The organism is Pseudomonas sp. Xaverov 259 (assembly GCF_019352915.1).
Classification (GTDB): domain Bacteria; phylum Pseudomonadota; class Gammaproteobacteria; order Pseudomonadales; family Pseudomonadaceae; genus Aquipseudomonas.
This window is the reverse complement of sequence record NZ_JAAAFV010000040.1, coordinates 134,124-152,593: the sequence shown is the minus strand read 5'-3', so window position 1 is coordinate 152,593 and position 18,470 is coordinate 134,124. Positions and strand designations below refer to the sequence as shown.

Annotated in this window: 12 protein-coding genes and 2 pseudogenes; 12 read left to right on the top strand and 2 right to left on the bottom strand. The window is 56.8% G+C overall.

Features of this window, described 5'->3' with window-relative positions; all coding sequences use genetic code 11:
- Positions 1–6 precede the first annotated feature (6 nt).
- The 12 genes and pseudogenes from K0H48_RS17725 to K0H48_RS17675 all read left to right on the top strand — a co-directional run bounded on the left by K0H48_RS17725 (position 7) and on the right by K0H48_RS17675 (position 15,695).
- The gene (locus tag K0H48_RS17725) at positions 7–810 is read left to right on the top strand and encodes an aspartate dehydrogenase (RefSeq protein ID WP_219268472.1); all 804 of its coding nucleotides are present in this window, start codon (positions 7–9) and stop codon (positions 808–810) included.
- A 9-nt stretch (positions 811–819) separates the two neighbouring features.
- A complete protein-coding gene (locus tag K0H48_RS17720; RefSeq protein WP_219268471.1) occupies positions 820–2,316 on the top strand; it encodes an aldehyde dehydrogenase in 1,497 nt (498 codons plus the stop codon).
- Positions 2,313–3,278 carry a VOC family protein gene (locus tag K0H48_RS17715; RefSeq protein ID WP_219268470.1) on the top strand — a complete coding sequence of 322 codons (966 nt, stop codon included), beginning with the start codon at positions 2,313–2,315 and terminating at the stop codon, positions 3,276–3,278. The genes K0H48_RS17720 and K0H48_RS17715 overlap by 4 nt, the downstream gene beginning before the upstream one ends.
- A 13-nt stretch (positions 3,279–3,291) precedes the next feature.
- A pseudogene (locus K0H48_RS17710) lies at positions 3,292–3,483 on the top strand (NAD(P)-binding protein); the annotation flags it as partial.
- A 193-nt stretch (positions 3,484–3,676) separates the two neighbouring features.
- The gene (locus K0H48_RS17705) at positions 3,677–3,904 is read left to right on the top strand and encodes a recombinase-like helix-turn-helix domain-containing protein (protein ID WP_219268469.1); all 228 of its coding nucleotides are present in this window, start codon (positions 3,677–3,679) and stop codon (positions 3,902–3,904) included.
- A 21-nt stretch (positions 3,905–3,925) separates the two neighbouring features.
- The gene (locus K0H48_RS17700) at positions 3,926–4,960 is read left to right on the top strand and encodes an aromatic ring-hydroxylating dioxygenase subunit alpha (protein ID WP_219268468.1); all 1,035 of its coding nucleotides are present in this window, start codon (positions 3,926–3,928) and stop codon (positions 4,958–4,960) included.
- A 137-nt stretch (positions 4,961–5,097) separates the two neighbouring features.
- Entirely contained in the window at positions 5,098–6,057 is a 960-nt protein-coding gene (locus K0H48_RS17695) for a PDR/VanB family oxidoreductase (protein WP_219268467.1), read from the top strand.
- A gap of 387 nt (positions 6,058–6,444) precedes the next feature.
- A complete protein-coding gene (locus K0H48_RS17690; RefSeq protein ID WP_219268581.1) occupies positions 6,445–7,674 on the top strand; it encodes a hypothetical protein in 1,230 nt (409 codons plus the stop codon).
- Positions 7,675–7,944: 270 nt separating this feature from the next.
- Complete coding sequence (locus K0H48_RS17685; protein ID WP_219268466.1) at positions 7,945–8,361, top strand: hypothetical protein; 417 nt, start codon at positions 7,945–7,947, stop codon at positions 8,359–8,361.
- A gap of 767 nt (positions 8,362–9,128) precedes the next feature.
- Positions 9,129–9,218: pseudogene (locus K0H48_RS31080) on the top strand (ESPR-type extended signal peptide-containing protein); the annotation flags it as partial.
- 48 nt (positions 9,219–9,266) lie between these two features.
- Complete coding sequence (locus K0H48_RS30965; RefSeq protein WP_307877373.1) at positions 9,267–14,726, top strand: YadA-like family protein; 5,460 nt, start codon at positions 9,267–9,269, stop codon at positions 14,724–14,726.
- A gap of 66 nt (positions 14,727–14,792) precedes the next feature.
- Positions 14,793–15,695, top strand: a complete 903-nt coding sequence (locus tag K0H48_RS17675; RefSeq protein WP_219268464.1) for a hypothetical protein — start codon at positions 14,793–14,795, stop codon at positions 15,693–15,695.
- Positions 15,696–15,747: 52 nt separating this feature from the next.
- Here K0H48_RS17675 and K0H48_RS17670 read toward each other — a convergent pair whose 3' ends face one another.
- Both K0H48_RS17670 and K0H48_RS17665 read right to left on the bottom strand, forming a co-directional pair.
- Positions 15,748–16,629 carry a hypothetical protein gene (locus K0H48_RS17670; RefSeq protein WP_219268463.1) on the bottom strand — a complete coding sequence of 294 codons (882 nt, stop codon included), beginning with the start codon at positions 16,627–16,629 and terminating at the stop codon, positions 15,748–15,750.
- Between the two features lie 79 nt (positions 16,630–16,708).
- The coding region (locus tag K0H48_RS17665; RefSeq protein ID WP_219268462.1) for a YadA family autotransporter adhesin at positions 16,709–18,470 on the bottom strand (1,762 nt) is incomplete at its 5' end.

Genomic DNA, 18,470 nt, shown 5'->3' with positions numbered 1-18,470 from the left:
TTCAGCATGCTGCATATCACTATGATCGGCTGCGGGGCCATTGGCGTCGGCGTCCTTGAACTGCTGGAGAAAGACCCGCAGTTGTGCGTCGAATACGTCATTGCCACGGCCGGTTCCGAGGAGCTGGTACGCCAACGGCTCGCCAGTTTCAAACAACCACCGCAAGTGCTGACGGCGCTCCCCGCTGACGCGCACCCTGACCTGATGGTCGAGTGCGCCGGTCACCGCGCCATCGAAGAACACGTGCTACCCGCCTTGGAGCGCGGCATTGCCTGCCTTATCGTCTCGGTGGGAGCATTGTCCGAAGTCGGCCTGGTAGAACGCTTGGAAGCTGCCGCTGAACGTGGTCAGACCCAAATCCAATTGCTGCCTGGCGCCATCGGTGGCATCGACGCCTTGTCGGCCGCCAAGGTCGGCGGGCTGGACGCGGTCAACTACACCGGCCGTAAACCGCCACGCGCCTGGAAAAATACGGTGGCAGAACAGGTTTTCGACCTGGATACCCTCACTGAAACCACCGTAATTTTTCAAGGCAGTGCCCGTGAAGCTGCTCATCTATACCCGAAAAATGCCAACGTGGCGGCGACATTGGCACTGGCCGGACTCGGGCTGGATCGTACCCACGTGACGCTGATCGCCGATCCCTCGTGCGAAGAAAACGTGCATCACTTCGAAGCTCGCGGCGCCTTCGGCGGTTTCGAACTGAGCCTGCGCGGCAAACCCCTGCCGGCCAACCCGAAGACCTCGGCGCTGACTGTCTACAGCGTGGTCCGTGCCTTGGGCAACCACGCCCACGCGATTTCGATTTAGGGGACAGCGATGACTCTCGAACACACATTACCGATCTGCATTGCAGGCGAATGGCGACTGGGCCGCGGCGAACGCTACGCCACATGCTACCCCGCCACCGGGGAAGCGGTTGCCTGGCTCAACGCTGCCAGCGTCGACGACGTGGAAGACGCCGTACACGGCGCACACCAGGCGTTTTTGCACAGTGGATGGGCGCAGCGTAAACCTCACGAACGGGCCGCCGTGCTGTACCGCATCGCCGAGCTGATCCGTGAGCGCAGCGAAGAACTCGCGCAATTGCAGCGCCAGGACAATGGTAAGCCAATCAACGAAACCCGCGCCTTGGTGGCCAGCGCCGCCGGCACCTTTCAGTTCTTCGCCGCAGCCTGTGAAACTCTCGAAGAAACCCTCACGCCGTCCCGTGGCGACTTTATCACCATGAGCGTTTACGAGCCGATGGGGGTGATTGCAGCGATTACCCCGTGGAACTCACCGATTGCCAGCGAAGCACAGAAGGTCGCGCCTGCGCTGGCGGCGGGCAATGCGGTGGTGATCAAGCCAGCGGAAATCACCCCGTTGATGGCGCTGCAATTGGCCCGTATCTGCGAAGACGCCGGGCTGCCGAAAGGTCTGCTCAGCGTGCTCCCGGGCAAGGGCTCGCTGCTCGGCGATGCGTTGACCCGCCATCCGTTGGTCAAACGTGTTTCGTTCACCGGCGGCACCAAAACCGGCAAACACATTGCCCACATCGCCGCCGACAAAATGATGCCAGTGTCACTGGAACTGGGGGGTAAATCACCCACCATCATTCTCGAAGATGCCGATCTCGATCACGCGGTTGCGGGTGTGCTCTACGGCATATTCAGTTCTTCGGGCGAAGCCTGCATCGCTGGCTCGCGATTGTTTGTCGCACGCGCGCTGTACGCGCCATTCATGGCGCGCCTGGTGGCGGCAGCGGCCGAATTGCGCGTCGGTGACCCGGCTGACGAGCGCACACAGATGGGGCCGTTGATCAGCGCCGGGCACCGTGAATCGGTGGAACGCTATGTCGCACTGGGCTTGGCTGAAGGCGGACGTTTATTGCTCGGCGGGCAACGCCTGAGTGGAGGCCTCTACGATCGGGGCTACTACTACCCGCCGACCATCCTCGAAGGGTTGAACAACCATCAACAGGTGTGCCAGGAAGAAATCTTTGGCCCTGTGCTGGTAGCCATGCCGTTTGATAACGAAGCGCAACTCCTCGAACAAGCCAACGACAGCCTGTATGCCCTCGCTGCCGGCATCTGGACCCGTGACTATAAACGCGCCTGGGCGCTGGGTCGAAAAATCCAGGCCGGCACGGTGTGGATCAATACCTACAAACAGTTCTCGATTTCCACACCGTTTGGGGGCTGGCGCGACAGCGGCCTGGGCCGCGAAAAAGGTCGCCTCGGCATCCTGCAGTACATGGAACAGAAGAGCCTTTATTGGGGCATGAACGAACAGCCACTGGCTTGGGCCGGTGTGCAACAAGAGGTAGGGATATGAGCGTTTTAGGCATTGATGAAGTGACCTATGGTGTCGAGGACCTCGAGACCAGCACACGGTTCTTCCGAGACTGGGGCCTGACCAAAGTCAGCGAGCAGGCTGACGAAGTGATCTTCGAAACCCTCAACGGCTGCCGCGTGGTGCTTGCCGACATCAACAAGACGGGCTTGCCGCCAGCCATCGAGGCTGGTTCGACCGTGCGCGAAGTGGTGTGGGGCGTCGAAAGCGAAGCGGACCTCAAGCTTTACGGCGTGCGCATCGCCAACGATCCAGGCTACATGTCCGCCGGCGGTCGCATCGGTTGCACCGACCCAAACGGACTCGCAATTCGCCTGCAAGTGACACGCAAACGTGAGCTGGACATTGAATGCAGCGGCCACAATACCTGGCAGACCAAAGGTCGGATCAACAAGGCCGCACCGGTCTACGAACGGGCCACGCCGATCGAAGTGGGCCACGTGGTGTTTTTCGTCAAGGACGTCAATGCCTGCGAAGCCTTCTATCACGAGCGCTTCGGCTTCCAGGCCTCGGACCGCTACCCGGATCGCGGTGCCTTCTTGCGCACCGCTGAAGAAGGTGGTCATCACGACCTGTTCATGCTGCAACTGCCCGCCCCTCGCGCCGGCCTGAACCACGTCGCCTTCACCGTGCGCGATGTACACGAGGTATTCGGCGGCGGCATGCATGTATCCCGAAACGGCTGGGCCACGGAAATCGGCCCGGGCCGGCACCCGGTGTCTTCGGCATTCTTCTGGTACTTCAAAAACCCGGCCGGCGCACTGGTCGAGTACTACGCCGATGAGGACCAACTGACTGGCGAATGGGAGCCACGCACCTTCGAACCCGGCCCGACTGTATTTGCCGAATGGGCGATTGCCGGTGGCATTGATGGCAATACCCGTCGCCAGCAAAACGTCGAGGCGCCGCAAGGCAAGTTCCTCACCGACAAACCGAAACCCTGAGCAGGAGTCGTCCATGTCTTCGCTAAATATCGCCATCGCGGGTGCCGGTATCGGTGGTTTGACCGCCGCTATCGCTTTGCACCGTGCCGGGCATAACGTCACAGTATTCGAACAGTCCAAAGCATTTTTGCGAGTGGGCGCCGACATCAACCTGACACTCAACGCTGTGCGTTCCCTGGACGGTTTGGGCGTCGGTGCCGCCGTGCATAACGCCTGGACCGTGCCGATAGCAAACGTAGCGTAAAAAATAAACGATTCCCTGCTTTTGCTACTTGCCCTCAACGCTGAGCTTGAACGCTCGGCCTGGGGTATGTTCAGCACTGAAGTGCTCCCTACGTATGAATTTACCCCCTTACGCGAAGTGATCCGCGAACGGGTAAGCAATGGAGGTCAATGAGATGAGCGACACCGAACCCTATCTGCAACCCCATCAGGCGCGTAAACGGCCCAACACTCAATTTGAAGAGCTGCTTGGCGACTCCATCGAACGTGCTTTTGGCAATGGTGTGACAGAACTGCCAGACCTGCTCGCACACCTGAACCTGGCCGGGCCACCCTGCCCGCTGACCACCGGAGAGTGGACACCAGATGCCTATAAAACCCTGATGGTTCGACTGGGCGAATGACCCGCCGAAGGTAAATAAGAAATGAACATGAACAACACCGTTGACCCTGTAGAGAACCACCTGGCAAATGGCTTGAAGAACCTCTGGTTCCCGGTCTTGCCTTCCGATCAATTGGGTGAAAAACCCGTGTCGATCCGTCGACTGGGGTACAAGATTGCCCTGTGGCGCGACAATGACGGCAGCGTGCATGCCCTCGAGGATCATTGCCCCCATCGTGGCGCACCGCTGTCCCAGGGGCCGGTATTGGGCGATCGACTGCAGTGCCCTTATCACGGCGTCGAAGTGCGTAGCGATGGCACTGTCACCAAAGTCCCGGGCAGCCCCGGGTGCAAGCTAGAAGGCAGCCGCCCTACCCGTATGTTCCATACCCGTGAAGCCGCCGGCGCAATATTCCTCTACAACGCCGCCGAAGCGCATGTCGAGACCCCGCCGGAGTTAGTGTTGCCCGAACAGTTGACCTCCCCGCTGTGGAGCAGCTTCGTGTGCTACACCGAGTGGAAAGGTGACTATCGCTACGTCATCGACAATGTCATGGACCCGATGCACGGCACCTATCTGCACAAAATGTCGCACTCCATGAGCGAAGGCGAAGCCACCGCCAAGTTCGTCACCCGTGACACTGATAAAGGTTTCTTTTTCGAGAAGGAAGGCCAGCGTGGCGTGAACTTCGACTGGACCGAATTCATGGATGACAGCTGCCACTGGTTGCGCCTGGAAATTCCCTATCCGAAAACCGGTGGTCCCGGCGGCAACTTCACCATCATCGGCAGCTATACCCCGAGCAGTCGATCATTGTCGGCCGTGTTCCACTGGCGTTGCCGGCCGCTGACTGGCTGGCAGCGTGATACTTGGCGATTCCTCTACAAGAACCGACTGGAAGCCCGGCACTGGGCCGTGCTGGAACAGGATCGAGTGCTGCTGGAATTCATGGAACCGGACGCCAACCAGCGGGAAAACCTCTATCAGCATGACCTTGGGGTGGTACGCCTGCGCCGCTACCTGAAAAATGCTGCCAAGACCCAATTGGAGCTGATCGAAGCGAAGCAGTTGCCATGATGTTCATCGATCGCGCGCTATTTCCAACGTCAACGCTGGTTGAACTAAACGCTTTGGCGTTCCACAAATTGCGGGTGGTGAGTGGGGCGTGCGTGCGTCTAAATTTCGATTTGCGAACTGTTGAAAAGAGGTAACCGATGTCCCACTCCCCTCCTCTCACCGCGCTCGTACACACTTTGCGTTACGAAGCTGAAGGTATCATCAGTGTCGAGTTGCGGCCGCATGGCGATACGGTGTTCGCCCCGTTCGAAGCCGGCGCTCATATTGATTTGCACCTGCCCAACGGGTTGGTGCGCAGCTATTCACTGCTTAATTCGCCGAGCGACCAAAGCCGCTATATGGTCGGTATCCTCCGTGATCGCAATAGCCGCGGCGGTTCGGAATATGTGCACGGGCAGTTGCGGGTCGGCATGCAATTGCCGATCTCGGCACCGCGCAACAACTTCAAGCTCGACCTGAGTGCCAGGCATAGCGTGCTGGTAGCGGGTGGTATAGGCATCACGCCGATCTACTGCATGTTCCGGCAACTGCTGGCACTGGGAAAATCCGCCGAGCTGATCTACTGCGCGCGTTCGCGGCAGGAAGCGGCCATGGTGGACGAATTGAGCGGCCTTGGCAGCCATGTGATTTATCACTTCAACGACGAAAAAGGCGTGTCGCCGGACCTGAGTGCCTACTTGGCAGGCCAGCCTGACGACACACACTTCTATTGCTGTGGCCCGACGCCGATGCTCGATGCGTTCGAAAGCACCTGTGAAGGCCTCGGCTATCCTCACGCACATATCGAGCGGTTCACCGCTGCGCAACTGCCGCCGTCCGAAGAAGCCCAGAGCAGTTATAGCGTTGAGCTGAAAAAGTCCGGCAAAACCCTGTCTATTGAGCCGGGCATGATTTTGCTCGACGTCTTGCTAGAACAAGGTTGCGCTATCGAGTACAGCTGTCGCGAAGGCGTGTGTGGTTCGTGCGAAACCCGAGTGTTGGAAGGTGACATTGATCACCGCGACGGTGTGCTGACAAAAGCCGAACGTGCAGCCAATAAATCCATGATGGTATGCGTATCCGGTTGCAAGAGTCGGCGCCTAGTATTGGATTTATAGCCCTTTTTCAGATTCATCTGCTAAACAGGTCGAGCGTTTTGTCGGCCTTTTTTTTTGCACGCGAAGTTAAGACGCACGTATAACGTGCACTTTCGTTACCCGCTTAACCTTGCGTTTCACGGGTAATACAAATAAATACGTTTCCTATATAAACAATTGTTTTTTCTGACTTTATTTTTCAATGCCTCTCACTTTGCAGTTGGCATAGTTTCTGCTCTCCTCCCACTAAGTTCAGGGATCAATCGTCGCTTCAAGCACGGAACAGCTAAAACAAACGGTACGCCAAGGCAGCAATACTTCAGTGCATCATCCATTGCCACTTTAGAAGGGAAGCGCAGAAGTGTTGCCGATTACCTTGTCGCGCTAACTATTGTGTGGGGAGCCAACATGAAAAATTACATGGTATGCCTGGGGTTGATAATGAGCAGTTGCGTCAGCCTGGCGAATGAGCGTCAACCTGCGGCACCTGAGACCTCCTCAAATACCAAAAAGCCATTTCCGCATATCGCCTGGCAAAGCGATGATGGCGACAGCAGCCTGGACATAGGTGGCGCCTTGCGCACTAACTACCGCGACGAACAGTGGGACAGTACAGAAAACAATGGCCGTTTTTTATTCGACACGTTTCGAATCGATGTGCAGGCGACCTACAAAAACCTGTTCAGTGATGCCGGCTACTGGTTCCAGGATGACGGCAAACGCTCCATTGATCGCGGCTTTGTTGGTTATCGCCTGAACAGCAGCTCAAACCTGCAACTGGGGGTGCCGTTAAAACCATTCGGTCTTGAACCCTACCCGCAATTTGGCTGGAGTTTTCACCTGCCCTTCTTCATGGGCTATGGCGTCAGCGCCGGCACGGGGTTGAAGTACAGCTACAAGGATAAGGACTGGGACGTGCAACTGGGTTACTTCCCGCGCATGGTGCCGTCCGGCATCCGCTATTCGCCGGAGGTCGGACGCTACGCCGACCTTAAAGACAATGCCATCCCCTTCACTCAATCGCGCCAAGACAACGAAAAACACAACCAGCTCAACGCCCGCGTCGCCCGAACCTTCGTCAACGACGGCTGGAAAGCCGAAGTCGGCGCCTCTGTGGCCACCGCACAACTGTACAACGCCACCACCAAAGACGACGGCGACTATTGGGCCACCGGCATCCACGCGATCATCAACGCCGGCCAGTGGACGGTAAGCACCCAAGGCATTCGCTACGAATACAATCCGAAAAACCCGACGGGTGTCAGCGACGCCTCATTGCTGATGGGCGGTAATGGATTGACCCCCGCCTACCTGATGGCAGCCAAGGCCAGCATTGCCGCGCTGAATGTCAGCTATGACGTCCTTACGCCAAGACTGGGTCAACTGAAGAAAATCAAACTCTACAACGATTACAGTCGCGTGATGAAAGACAAGCGCGGCTGGGACGACTCGCAGATGTATACCGTCGGCGCACAATTTCTGGCGATGCCGGTCATGGCATGGGTCGACTTGACCTGGGCGAAAAACGCCAACCCTTATGGCGGGGCGGAAAATGGTACGGGGTTTACCAATACCAACTCGGTCGGAAGTAATCAGTGGTACTACCGAACGAATATCAATATTGGGTACTACTTTTGATGCTCGGGTAATTGCCGAGGTACAGGAATGCTAAGCCTGAGCGGCGGCAGAGCCGGTTCAGGCGCATGACTAATGGATTGTCAGCCAGATAATGAGATCAATATCGATGTGCACAAACATCACGATTTGAACCCTGACGGCCGAGCACATTGCGTAAGCCAATGCATTTTCAGAACAGTCCTAATTGAGGACGAAGCCTTATTGGATAGCCTAAGCCCCCACCCAATGACTGGTGGGAGTATTCAGCGAACGCTGGAAGGTAGACAGGCTATGATCAACAAACACACTCGCGTGCTGATCCTCGATGACAGTCACGCACAATCACTTCTCATCGAAAAAATGCTTAATGTGATGGGGTACTACTGTATCGCCTGCGCCACAACAGCTAAGGAGGGCGCGGCACTGAGCTGGGCGGGTCAGAGAAAATTCGACGCTTTGATCGCCTCTGAACACTTACTCGACTTGCATAACTATCAATCTCCACTCATTGAAAAATTTTCGATCGTCAATTTATTTGTCTATAGCTGCGGCCCCCATGATCATGATCTGACACTGCGCGTCAGTGGCACTACTTGCTATAGAACAGGACTGCCGGAATACCGTGCCCTCGAAGAATTTATGGCCAGTTTGGTTCCACACATCATTGTCTGTACTTCACAACATCCTGTCCGAACACACGCACGCTGAATATGCGTTCACAGCACTCAATAAATGATCTAACGGAATCTTTAAAGACAGTGGGGCGTCTTTATAGATTTATCACGGCAGACTAGAAAAAAGTATGTGAATAGAAACGCAAAAAAAACGCCCCATTAGGGGCGTAAAAATTATCTTTGCCAAAGGAGCAATTGAATTGCATCAAAGATAAGTATTGCTCGATTTACATGGCTTAATATATTGGAAACCGAAAGCACAATATATAGGAATTGTCCCAAAACCAGCTCACTGATAAGATTCAGCGCTGATGCCAGCCGATACCAATTCGCGTGTTCACACCCTTGCGTCACAGCTTACCTGCCCGAAAACAGCGTGACCGACGGAAATGCGCAATCGCAGCAGCAACACAGAAAAAACCACAAAATCTTCACTTGCCAATCCTACTTTATAATTACACCTAATTAGATATTGCCTATTCGATTGAATAGACTCAAGGTGTTTTATGGCCCTTAAAGCTATGCTTTCGATAGAATATCGTAGCAATGGCAACCCATTTTTGGACCTATCGCAAATCTTGCCACTGACTGATCGCCCGACAAATACAATTATAAAGGTGCGAAATAAAATGTCTATTGTCCTCTTTTTCGCCTACCTCAACCGTACGTTATCCCTATCACTTTCCCCACGTTGCAAGCCTCCAGACTGACCTCGTTTACCCTCGCTAGATACGGCATCTGAAATCATTGTTTTCCATCCCGGAAAACGATCACCGGAGGTTGGCGTACGCCAAAAATAATATGAATAGAATTTTTTCTGTCATTTGGAATGGCGCCTCGCAAAGCTGGGTTGTTACCTCGGAGTTTGCCTGTAAACGGACGAGAGCTGGTCAAGCTAAGAAAATGCACCGTTGCGTGGCGTTAATTGGGGGGATTGGCTTGATTGTCGTCGCTGATCTTTCATTGGGAGGTACAGCTGTTCAGCATGATCAGGTAGGCAACGGCTCTGCTACTGGGGCCGGCTCTACAGCTGCGGCGACGGCCGATACATTTTCCATCGCGATCGGTGGTGGTAGCGGCGCAACGGCCACCGGCATCAGCGTTGCAATTGGTGATGCATCCGTCGCAACCGGTGGAAACTCAATCGCAATGGGGCGAATAGCCAACGCCACTGGAGCCAATACCGTGGCACTGGGCTGGGGCGCCAATAGCAGTGCCACTAACGCGGCAGCGCTGGGCTCCCACGCTCTAGCCTCAGGGTTAAGTGCTGTCGCATTGGGTGGAGGAACAACTGCAGCGGATGCTGCACAAGCAATCGGCACGAGCGCAGTTTCGGTAGGGACAGCCAGTCGGGGTTATAACACCGGCAGCGTGGCAGTCGGGCGAAATGCGATAGCGGGCGTTTCTGGATCCAGCACAGTCATCAGTGGCACTGCCGTTGGCGATGGTGCTACGGCGACAGGGTTAGGTGCATCCGCGTTTGGCGCAGGAGCTGCGGCGAGCGGTGATAACGCCGTTGCCGTCGGCCACAATGCGAATGCCACCGGGCTCACAGCGACGGCGGTTGGTTCGTCCGCAACAGCATCGGGCATCAGCGCGTCAGCATTCGGAGTCAATGCTGCGGCGGCAGGGAACAGTTCTATGGCCCTTGGACAAAATGCAAGTACCAGTGCTGGGGCTATAGATTCAGTTGCTTTGGGACTGGGGGCCAATACCACCGCCATCAATGCATTAGCGTTAGGTCATAACGCTTCGGCGACGGTCGCCAGCTCCGTCGCCTTGGGCAGCAATGCCATCACCGCTACCGCTGTGGCGACAACGGGGGACACCATTAATGGCGCAGCCTATGGCTACGCCGGCGCAGCGCCAATTGGCGTCCTCAGCTTGGGCTCAGCAGGCAATGAACGACAAATCAACAATGTAGCCGCCGGCCGGGTCACCGCAGCCAGCACGGATGCCGTCAATGGTAGCCAGTTGTTCGCGACGAACACTGCGGTCAATGGCCTCGGCACCACACTCAATAATGTCGTCACCAACGGCGCGGGTATCAAATACTTTCACAGTAATTCGATTTTGGCGGATAGCACGGCTACCGGTACTGACAGTGTAGCCATAGGCCCGACCGCAAATGCCAACGCTGCTAACTCAATCGCTCTGGGTAGCGGCGCCACCGCTAGCGCTATCAACGCTATAGCACTGGGGAACGATGCGATAGCCAGTAACCTCACCGCGACCGCAGTGGGTTCAACTGCGGTTGCTTCGGGCGCCAGTGCTTCCGCGTTTGGTGTCAATGCCGTGGCGAGTGGCAACAGCTCGGTAGCGATAGGTCAGAATTCGGCGGTTGCCGCCGGTACCCTTGGTGCCATTGCAGTGGGTTTGAACTCCAGTGCCAGCGCCGACAATTCGCTGGCTTTGGGCCGTGACGCTTCGGCCACCGTCACTAACTCTGTCGCCTTGGGCAACGGTGCATCCACGGCAGCCGCTGTGGCGACAGCGAACGGCACGATAAACGGCACTGCCTACACCTACGCTGGCGCGACACCGACTGGCGTCCTCAGCTTGGGGTCGGCAGGCAATGAACGGCAAATCAACAATGTAGCCGCCGGCCGGGTCACGGCGGCCAGCACGGACGCCGTCAATGGTAGCCAGTTGTTCGCGACGAACACTGCGGTCAATGGCCTCGGCACCACACTCAATAACGTCGTCACCAACGGCGCGGGTATCAAGTACTTTCACAGTAATTCGATTTTGGCGGATAGCACGGCTACCGGTACTGACAGTGTAGCCATAGGCCCGACCGCGAATGCCAGCGCTACTAACTCAATCGCTCTGGGTAACGGCGCCATCGCTAGCGCTACTGGCTCTACTGCACTGGGGCGCAATGCGATAGCCAGTAGCCTGACCGCGACCGCAGTGGGTTCAACTGCGAATGCTTCGGGCGCCAGTGCTTCCGCGTTTGGTGTCAATGCCGTAGCGAGTGGCAACAGCTCGGTAGCCATAGGTCAGAATTCGGCGGTTGCCGCCGGCACTATTGGGGCGATTGCCGTGGGCTTGAATTCCAACGCCAGCGCCTCAAATGCGCTGGCTTTGGGTCGTGACGCTTCAGCCACCGTCACTAACTCTGTCGCCTTGGGCAACGGTGCATCCACGGCAGCCGCTGTGGCGACAGCGAACGGCACGATAAACGGCGCTGCTTACACCTACGCCGGTGCATCACCATTTGGCGTTGTCAGCCTCGGATCGGCAGGCAATGAACGTCAGATCACCAATGTGGCAGCGGGTCGAGTGACAGGGACCAGTACCGATGCCGTGAACGGCAGCCAGTTGTTTGCTACGAATACGGCCGTCAACGGTATCGGCACTGGCCTCAACAATCTCGTAAACAATGGCGCAGGTATCAAGTACTTCCACAGTAACTCGACCCTTACCGACAGTACCGCCACAGGCACCAACAGCATCGCCGTCGGCCCAAACGCAAACGCCACAGCGGCGAACGCGATAGCCTTGGGCAACGGCGCAACCGCAGGCACAACAAACTCGGTAGCACTGGGTAACAATGCCGCCACCGCTGCAGCGACCCCTACTTCATCAGGCACGATCAACGGCACGGGTTATGCGTACGCCGGCGCTACGCCAACTGGGGTGCTGAGCCTTGGAACGGCAGGCAACGAACGGCAAATCACTAACGTTGCCGCCGGCCAGGTCACAAACGCCAGCACCGATGCGGTCAATGGCAGCCAACTGTTCGCCACCAACACGGCCGTTAACAGCATCGGTACCGGCCTAAATAACCTTGTGAACAACGGTTCAGGCATCAAGTATTTTCACAGCAACTCGGCACAGACCGACAGTACCGCGACCGGAGCCGACAGCGTTGCAATCGGCCCGTCCGCCAATGCTAATGCAGCGAACAGCATTGCCATTGGTAATGGAGCATTGGCCAGCGTGACGAACTCGATCGCTTTGGGTAACGGGTCGACCACCGAAGCGGCCAATCCAACTACCGGCCAAACAATCAACGGAACCGCTTATACCTATGCAGGGGCTAGCCCAGGCGGGGTACTCGGGGTAGGAAGCTTGGGCAACGAGCGGCAGATTACCCATGTGGCCGCAGGAAGAGTGAGCTCATCCAGCACCGACGCGGTCAACGGCAGCCAACTGTTCGCCACCAACACAGCGGTTAACGACATTGGTACTGGCCTAAACAATCTCGTGAACAATGGCGCGGGTATCAAGTATTTCCACGCGAACTCAATACTTGCCGACAGCCAGGCCTCCGGCATCGACAGTGTTGCCATTGGCGCGCAATCGGTGGCGGGTGGTGGGCAGTCCCTGGCCGCGGGCGCCGGTGCTGCAGCGACGACTAACGGCAGCGTGGCACTGGGCAACCAAAGCAGCGTTCAAGTGTTGGGCGGCGTGGCATTGGGCCAAGGTGCTATTTCGGACCGCGCCATCGCGCCGGCTACAGGCTTGATCGCAGCGGGCAACGGTACCGTTCGATACGACACATCCGATGCCACGTTGGTCGGCGCCGTGTCCGTCGGAAAAAACGGCGAATACCGACAAATCACCAACGTTGCCGATGGCACTGACGCTCAAGACGCTGTGACGCTACGCCAGCTAACCGGCGCCATGGGTTCGATCAGCGCCACCGGCACGATGTATTTCCATGCCAACTCAGCCAACCCTCAGGATTCGTTGGCGGCGGGCCAAGAGGCGATTGCGGTAGGGCCTGCAACCGTGGTCAATGGCGACAATGGTATTGGCATTGGCAACCAGGCCACCGTCAGTCTGGCGGGTGCGGGCGGTATCGCCATTGGCCGCAACACCCAGGTACTTCTGGCTTCCGGTATTGCCATAGGCTCTCAAGCACAAGCTCAGGGCGAGCAGTCCCTGGCTTTAGGCGCAGGCGCAGTGGCAAACCACGCCACAAGCATCGCCCTGGGTTCGAGTTCAATTACTACGGTCGGCGCGCAGGCGGCCTACGCCGCCTATGGCCTGACCGCTTCGCAAACATCTGTAGGGGAATTGGGCATAGGTACAGCGCTGGGCAATCGCAAGTTCACCGGTGTCGCGGCGGGTTCGGCGCCAAACGATGCGGTCAATGTCGAGCAACTGACCTCTGTCGGTAATCAGGTAGCGCTTAACACTGCTGGCATCACGAACTTGGGTGGGCGCGTGTCGACGATTGAAGGTGATATCAACAACATCACCAACGGGGGTGGCGTGAAGTATTTCCATGCCAACACGGTCCAGCCAGACTCCGTCGCCAGCGGTACCGATTCGGTGGCTATTGGCGGCAACGCCCAAGCATCCGGCGGCGCCTCGGTAGCCTCAGGGAGCAACGCGCAAGCGTCCGGCGCAGGGGCCGTGGCGATGGGCAATGGAGCTTCTGCAACTGCAGGTGGCAGCGTGGCACTCGGCCAGGGCGCCAGCGACAGTGGCCGAGGCGCAGAAACCTACACTGGCAAATACTCCAACGCTGCCAATGCCAGCGTGGGTACTGTTTCGGTAGGCAACGCCACTACCGGCGAAACCCGCACTCTGAGTAACGTCGCCGATGGCCGTGCAGCCACCGATGGGGTGAATGTGCGACAACTCGACGGAGCAGTGGCTGAGTCGAAACAGTACACCGACGACTCCCTGCAAAACGTCACCAGTTCCATTGGCAACCTTGGCGGTGCAATCGCTTCGGTGGACAACCGCGTCACTCAGGTGGAAGGCAGCGTTGCCAAGGTGCAGAACGGGACTGACGGCATGTTCCAGGTACAGAATACCGCAGGCGCCGCCAAGCCTTCTGCCACTGGCACTAATGCACTCGCGGCCGGTGCCGGTGCGGTGGCTTCAGGCAACAATAGTGCGGCAGTGGGCACCACCGCCAAGGCGACTGGAGAAAACTCGGTAGCCGTGGGCAACGGTGCCAGCGCCAGTGGAAAAAACAGCACGGCGGTGGGTGCCAACTCAGTGGCTGATCGGGACAACAGTATGTCAGTCGGCGCCGCCGGCAGTACACGACAGATCACCAATGTTTCCGCCGGGACCCAGAGCACTGACGCCGTGAACTTTGATCAACTCAACAAGAGCGTGGCCAATATCACCAACTCTACCAACGCCTATACCGATCAACGCTATTCCGAACTCAAACGCGACTTGAAACAGCAGGATGACACCTTGAGCGCCGGGATAGCCGGCGCCATGGCCATGGCAAGCTTGCCGCAGCCTTACTCGCCCGGGGCGAGCATGACCTCCCTCGGTGCCGCCAATTACCGTGGGCAATCTTCACTGTCGTTTGGTGTTTCAAGAATCTCTGATAACGGGCGCTGGGTAACCAAGCTGCAGGCCTCGACAAACACCCAAGGTGATGCGGGCGTTGGGGTCGGGGTTGGTTATCAGTGGTAAGGCACGTAACGCGCGACCGCGTCTGCGCAGTTGCTGACTAATCTGGATCAACAAAAGGCGAACACGATGTCATTACTCAAAACGAGTGGCTGGATAGTTCCACTCCTTCTCGTGATCGGTTGCGACGGAACACCCCACGAACCTGCAGAAAAAAATGAGGCTTTTGCAGTAGCGCTGCCTGCCTTAACCATTATTCAGAACGCAGTAGTGTCACTGGTGCCCACCATCAATGGCCAACGCAACGACCTGATGATGCGCCAAGTGTGTGCATTGGCCCGCGGTGAAGCGTCACAAGATCAGGTCAGCCAGACGTTACGTGAACAAGGTATCGACCTGACTGCTATCGCCCATAAAGACCACCCTATGTCGCTACTGATAAACACCGACCAGTCTCTGCGCATCACCGCATGTGCCGCTTTTGTAGCGACGTCCGCAATGACACTGCCGAAAACCAGCGAATTCATGGTGGAGGCAAAAACTGACACACCGGAGTCAAAAAATACCAAAGGGCTTGTTATTGACCTGCAAAAACTCAATCGCTTTCTTGGCGTGCAACTCGCAGTGGCCAAAGCCGACGCTGATCTTTTTGCACTGATGGCCACAGAGCTGGAAAAAACACCGGGGTTGACCCTTGCACACTACAACCAACGAGCACAAAGCCTGTTTACCGCGCTCGCACCTGCCTATCTACAGCGGGTCAAAGAACTCTACGCCAGTGGAATAAACACCACCTTCAAGCTCTTGGAGTACTCCGACAGTGAATTCAAATTCAGCACCAGTAGCGGCCACCTCTTCGCCTATGGGTATGACGGTTTGAACTTCAGCCTAAACCGGATCCCCTGGTATGGAGAGGGGAAATTGCTGGGTAAAACCTACTTGCTGGATGTCGCGTATTTTGACCCCCAGCTGACCAGCCTTATAGAAGCGCAAGCCGGTAAGCGCACACTTGATACGCCAGTGAAACCGTGACGCTCAAAACACGCGGTGCTGTCTTCAACCCAACAGTGACCGGCTGCGGCGCTTACTTGGAATCGGCAACCTGGGAGACACGCAATGCGGTGGAACCGAAATAATTTGTCCTCCAATAGTAAGCTTTACCCAGGAGCTGGCTGTCACCGATCCACGTGATGTTATTGAACTTCAAGGTCATGCCGCTACGCGAAAACTCGAACGCACTGCCATCACTGCTACGAAAGGCAAAACGTTCGTCTGAAAATTCTGTCAGCAGGTAATCCACTCCTTGAGCCGCGTAAAGTTCCCTCACCCGTTTTAAGTACGCGGGTGCCAGTGAAGAAAACATCAATTGAGTCCTGCTGTGATATTGCTCCACGGTCAGCCCGGGAACCTGCTGCAATTGGCTGGCGATCAATGCGAAGACGTCGGCGCTGGCCTTGGCAACCGCAAGCTTTGCCGCCAACGTTTGATTCAACTGCTGCTTATCAACAGTTGGCTGCTCCGGTTTGCCTGTTGATGCGTTTTTAGCCGCAGTTCCCGGCATACTCATAAAGTCACTGGCAAGTGGTGGAGACAACAAAGTTTTGACCAGGTAAACCGCGCAAATCGTACTGCGCTGCGCCGTATTCCCCCTGACCAGTACATCCAACAATGAGTCCTTTTCCGGCGTTTTGGAGAGATCGACACCGGCATGGGTCAAGGCTTGATTAACTTGATGCTCAGAACGATCACCTCGGGCCAACCCGCATATGTTTTGCATCGCCCATGCATCACGCTGTGGCTCGATCGTAGGCTTTATTGCCAGTACCGCTTTCTGCATGATCGGAAGAGCCGGTACATCCAGCCAACGCTGTTGAGCGCTGTCAGGCGTTGAATCCTGCGCGCTGATTGACGGAGCATCGCAGCCGTTCAATAACGGCAGCAACACGAAGCAGGCTGCCAATCTCATATCTATCATTAGCTCACACATATTCTGAATTAGGTGTAGCAAAAAACCCGGCGTGCGCCGGGTCTCGTTTACTTACCTGCTACCACTGATAACCAACACCAGCACCCACACCAAAGTCACCTTGCGTGTTAGTGCTCCCTTGGAGTTTAGTGACCCAGCGACCATTATCGGAGACACGCGAAGCCCCGAACGCCAAAGCCGACTGACCACGATAATTGCTAACACCCAAAGCAGTCATGCTAGCGCCCGCCGAGTAAGGCTGCGGCAAACTCGCCATGGCCATTGCACCCGCAATACCGGCACTGAGCGTGTCATCTTGCTTTTGCAGGTCGCGTTTGAGCGAGGTGTATCGAGAGTCGGTATAAGCGTTCGCGGCATTGCTCGCAGCACTGACGGTATCGTTCAATTGAGAGAAGTTGACAGCATCCGTTCCCGATGTGCCCGCCGCAACATTGGTGATTTGACGCTCATTACCCACGGCCCCGACCGAGACCGTATTCTGTCGATCTGCAATGGAGTTCGCACCCAGCGCCACCGTGTTGGCCTCACTGGCTTTAGCGTTGCTGCCAAGGGCTACCGTGTCTGCAGCCGTGGTTTCAGCACCGGTACCCATCGCCACGCTGTTACTGCCCGACGCCAACGCGCCCGCGCCCGCAGCTATGGCATTATTGCCTGTACTCTGAGGAGTGGCGCTGCCTTCAGCGTTGTTGACCTGGAACATGCCTCCCTGGCCATTTTGAAGCCTGCTGATCGTCTCGGACTGGGTCTGCTGGCCCTTCTCCAGCACGCTCACTGTCGTGTCGGTATAGGCGTTAGCCTGCCTTACCGCGCCATCGAGTTGACGCACGTTGACTACATCATTGCCTTGTTCGCCATCAGCTACGTTAGCCACGACCCGTGTAACACCTGTCGCTGCGTTGCCGACGGAAACCGTACCGGTTGTTGCATTGGTTACACCGGAGTATTTGCCGGTGTAGTTTTCAGCACTGCGACCATTGTCACTGGAGCCATTACCGAGCGCGACACTATTGGCTGCGCTGGCGCTGGCGTTGTCGCCGATGGCGACCGCACCCTCCCCCGACGACACAGCCGCGCCGCCAATAGCTACCGCGTTGCTACCCGATGCAACAGAATCCATTGCCGATGATTGGGTGCGGAAGTACTTGATCCCACCTCCACTGGTAATAGAACTGATGCTGCCTTCGATAGAGGTGACACGGTTGTCCACCGCAAACAACTGTGAACCATTCACCGCATCGGTCGAAGTTGTCGATAGTGTGCCATTCGCGAGATTGCTCAGGGTCTGCGCAGCACCTGGTGTAGCCGCCGTGCCAGCGAGCGAGGTCAGCACTAGGGCATTGGAAGTACCCACACGCTGAGCAGGCCCCACGGTTCCGCTACGAATTGCACCAGTGAGCGTGGTGAGATTCGAATCAACAGCACCAAACGCACTGCCGACGTTACTGTAATTGCTGCCCTGGACGCTGTAGCTAGGCGCGCTGACCGTACCGGTCGCTGCGTCATACATTGCACCACCGCCCAGGTTGGTGGCCATCGAGGTGCCCACTTGCGACAGCAGAGTATTGGTGCCAAACAACTGCGAACCGTTGATTGCATCCAACGAGGTCGCCGACAATTCACCATTTGCCAGGTTACGCAACTTCTGCGCATCGCCTGGCGTGGTGCCAGTGGCATTGAGTGCTGTGAGCACGGTTTCGCCGGTGGTGTCGTTTCGCTGAAGAACACCGACAGAGCCGCTGGAGATGCCGCTATTGAGCGTAGTCAGGTTGCCGTCGACCGCGCCGATTGCATCGCCAACCGTGTTGGAAGTAGCGCCTTGC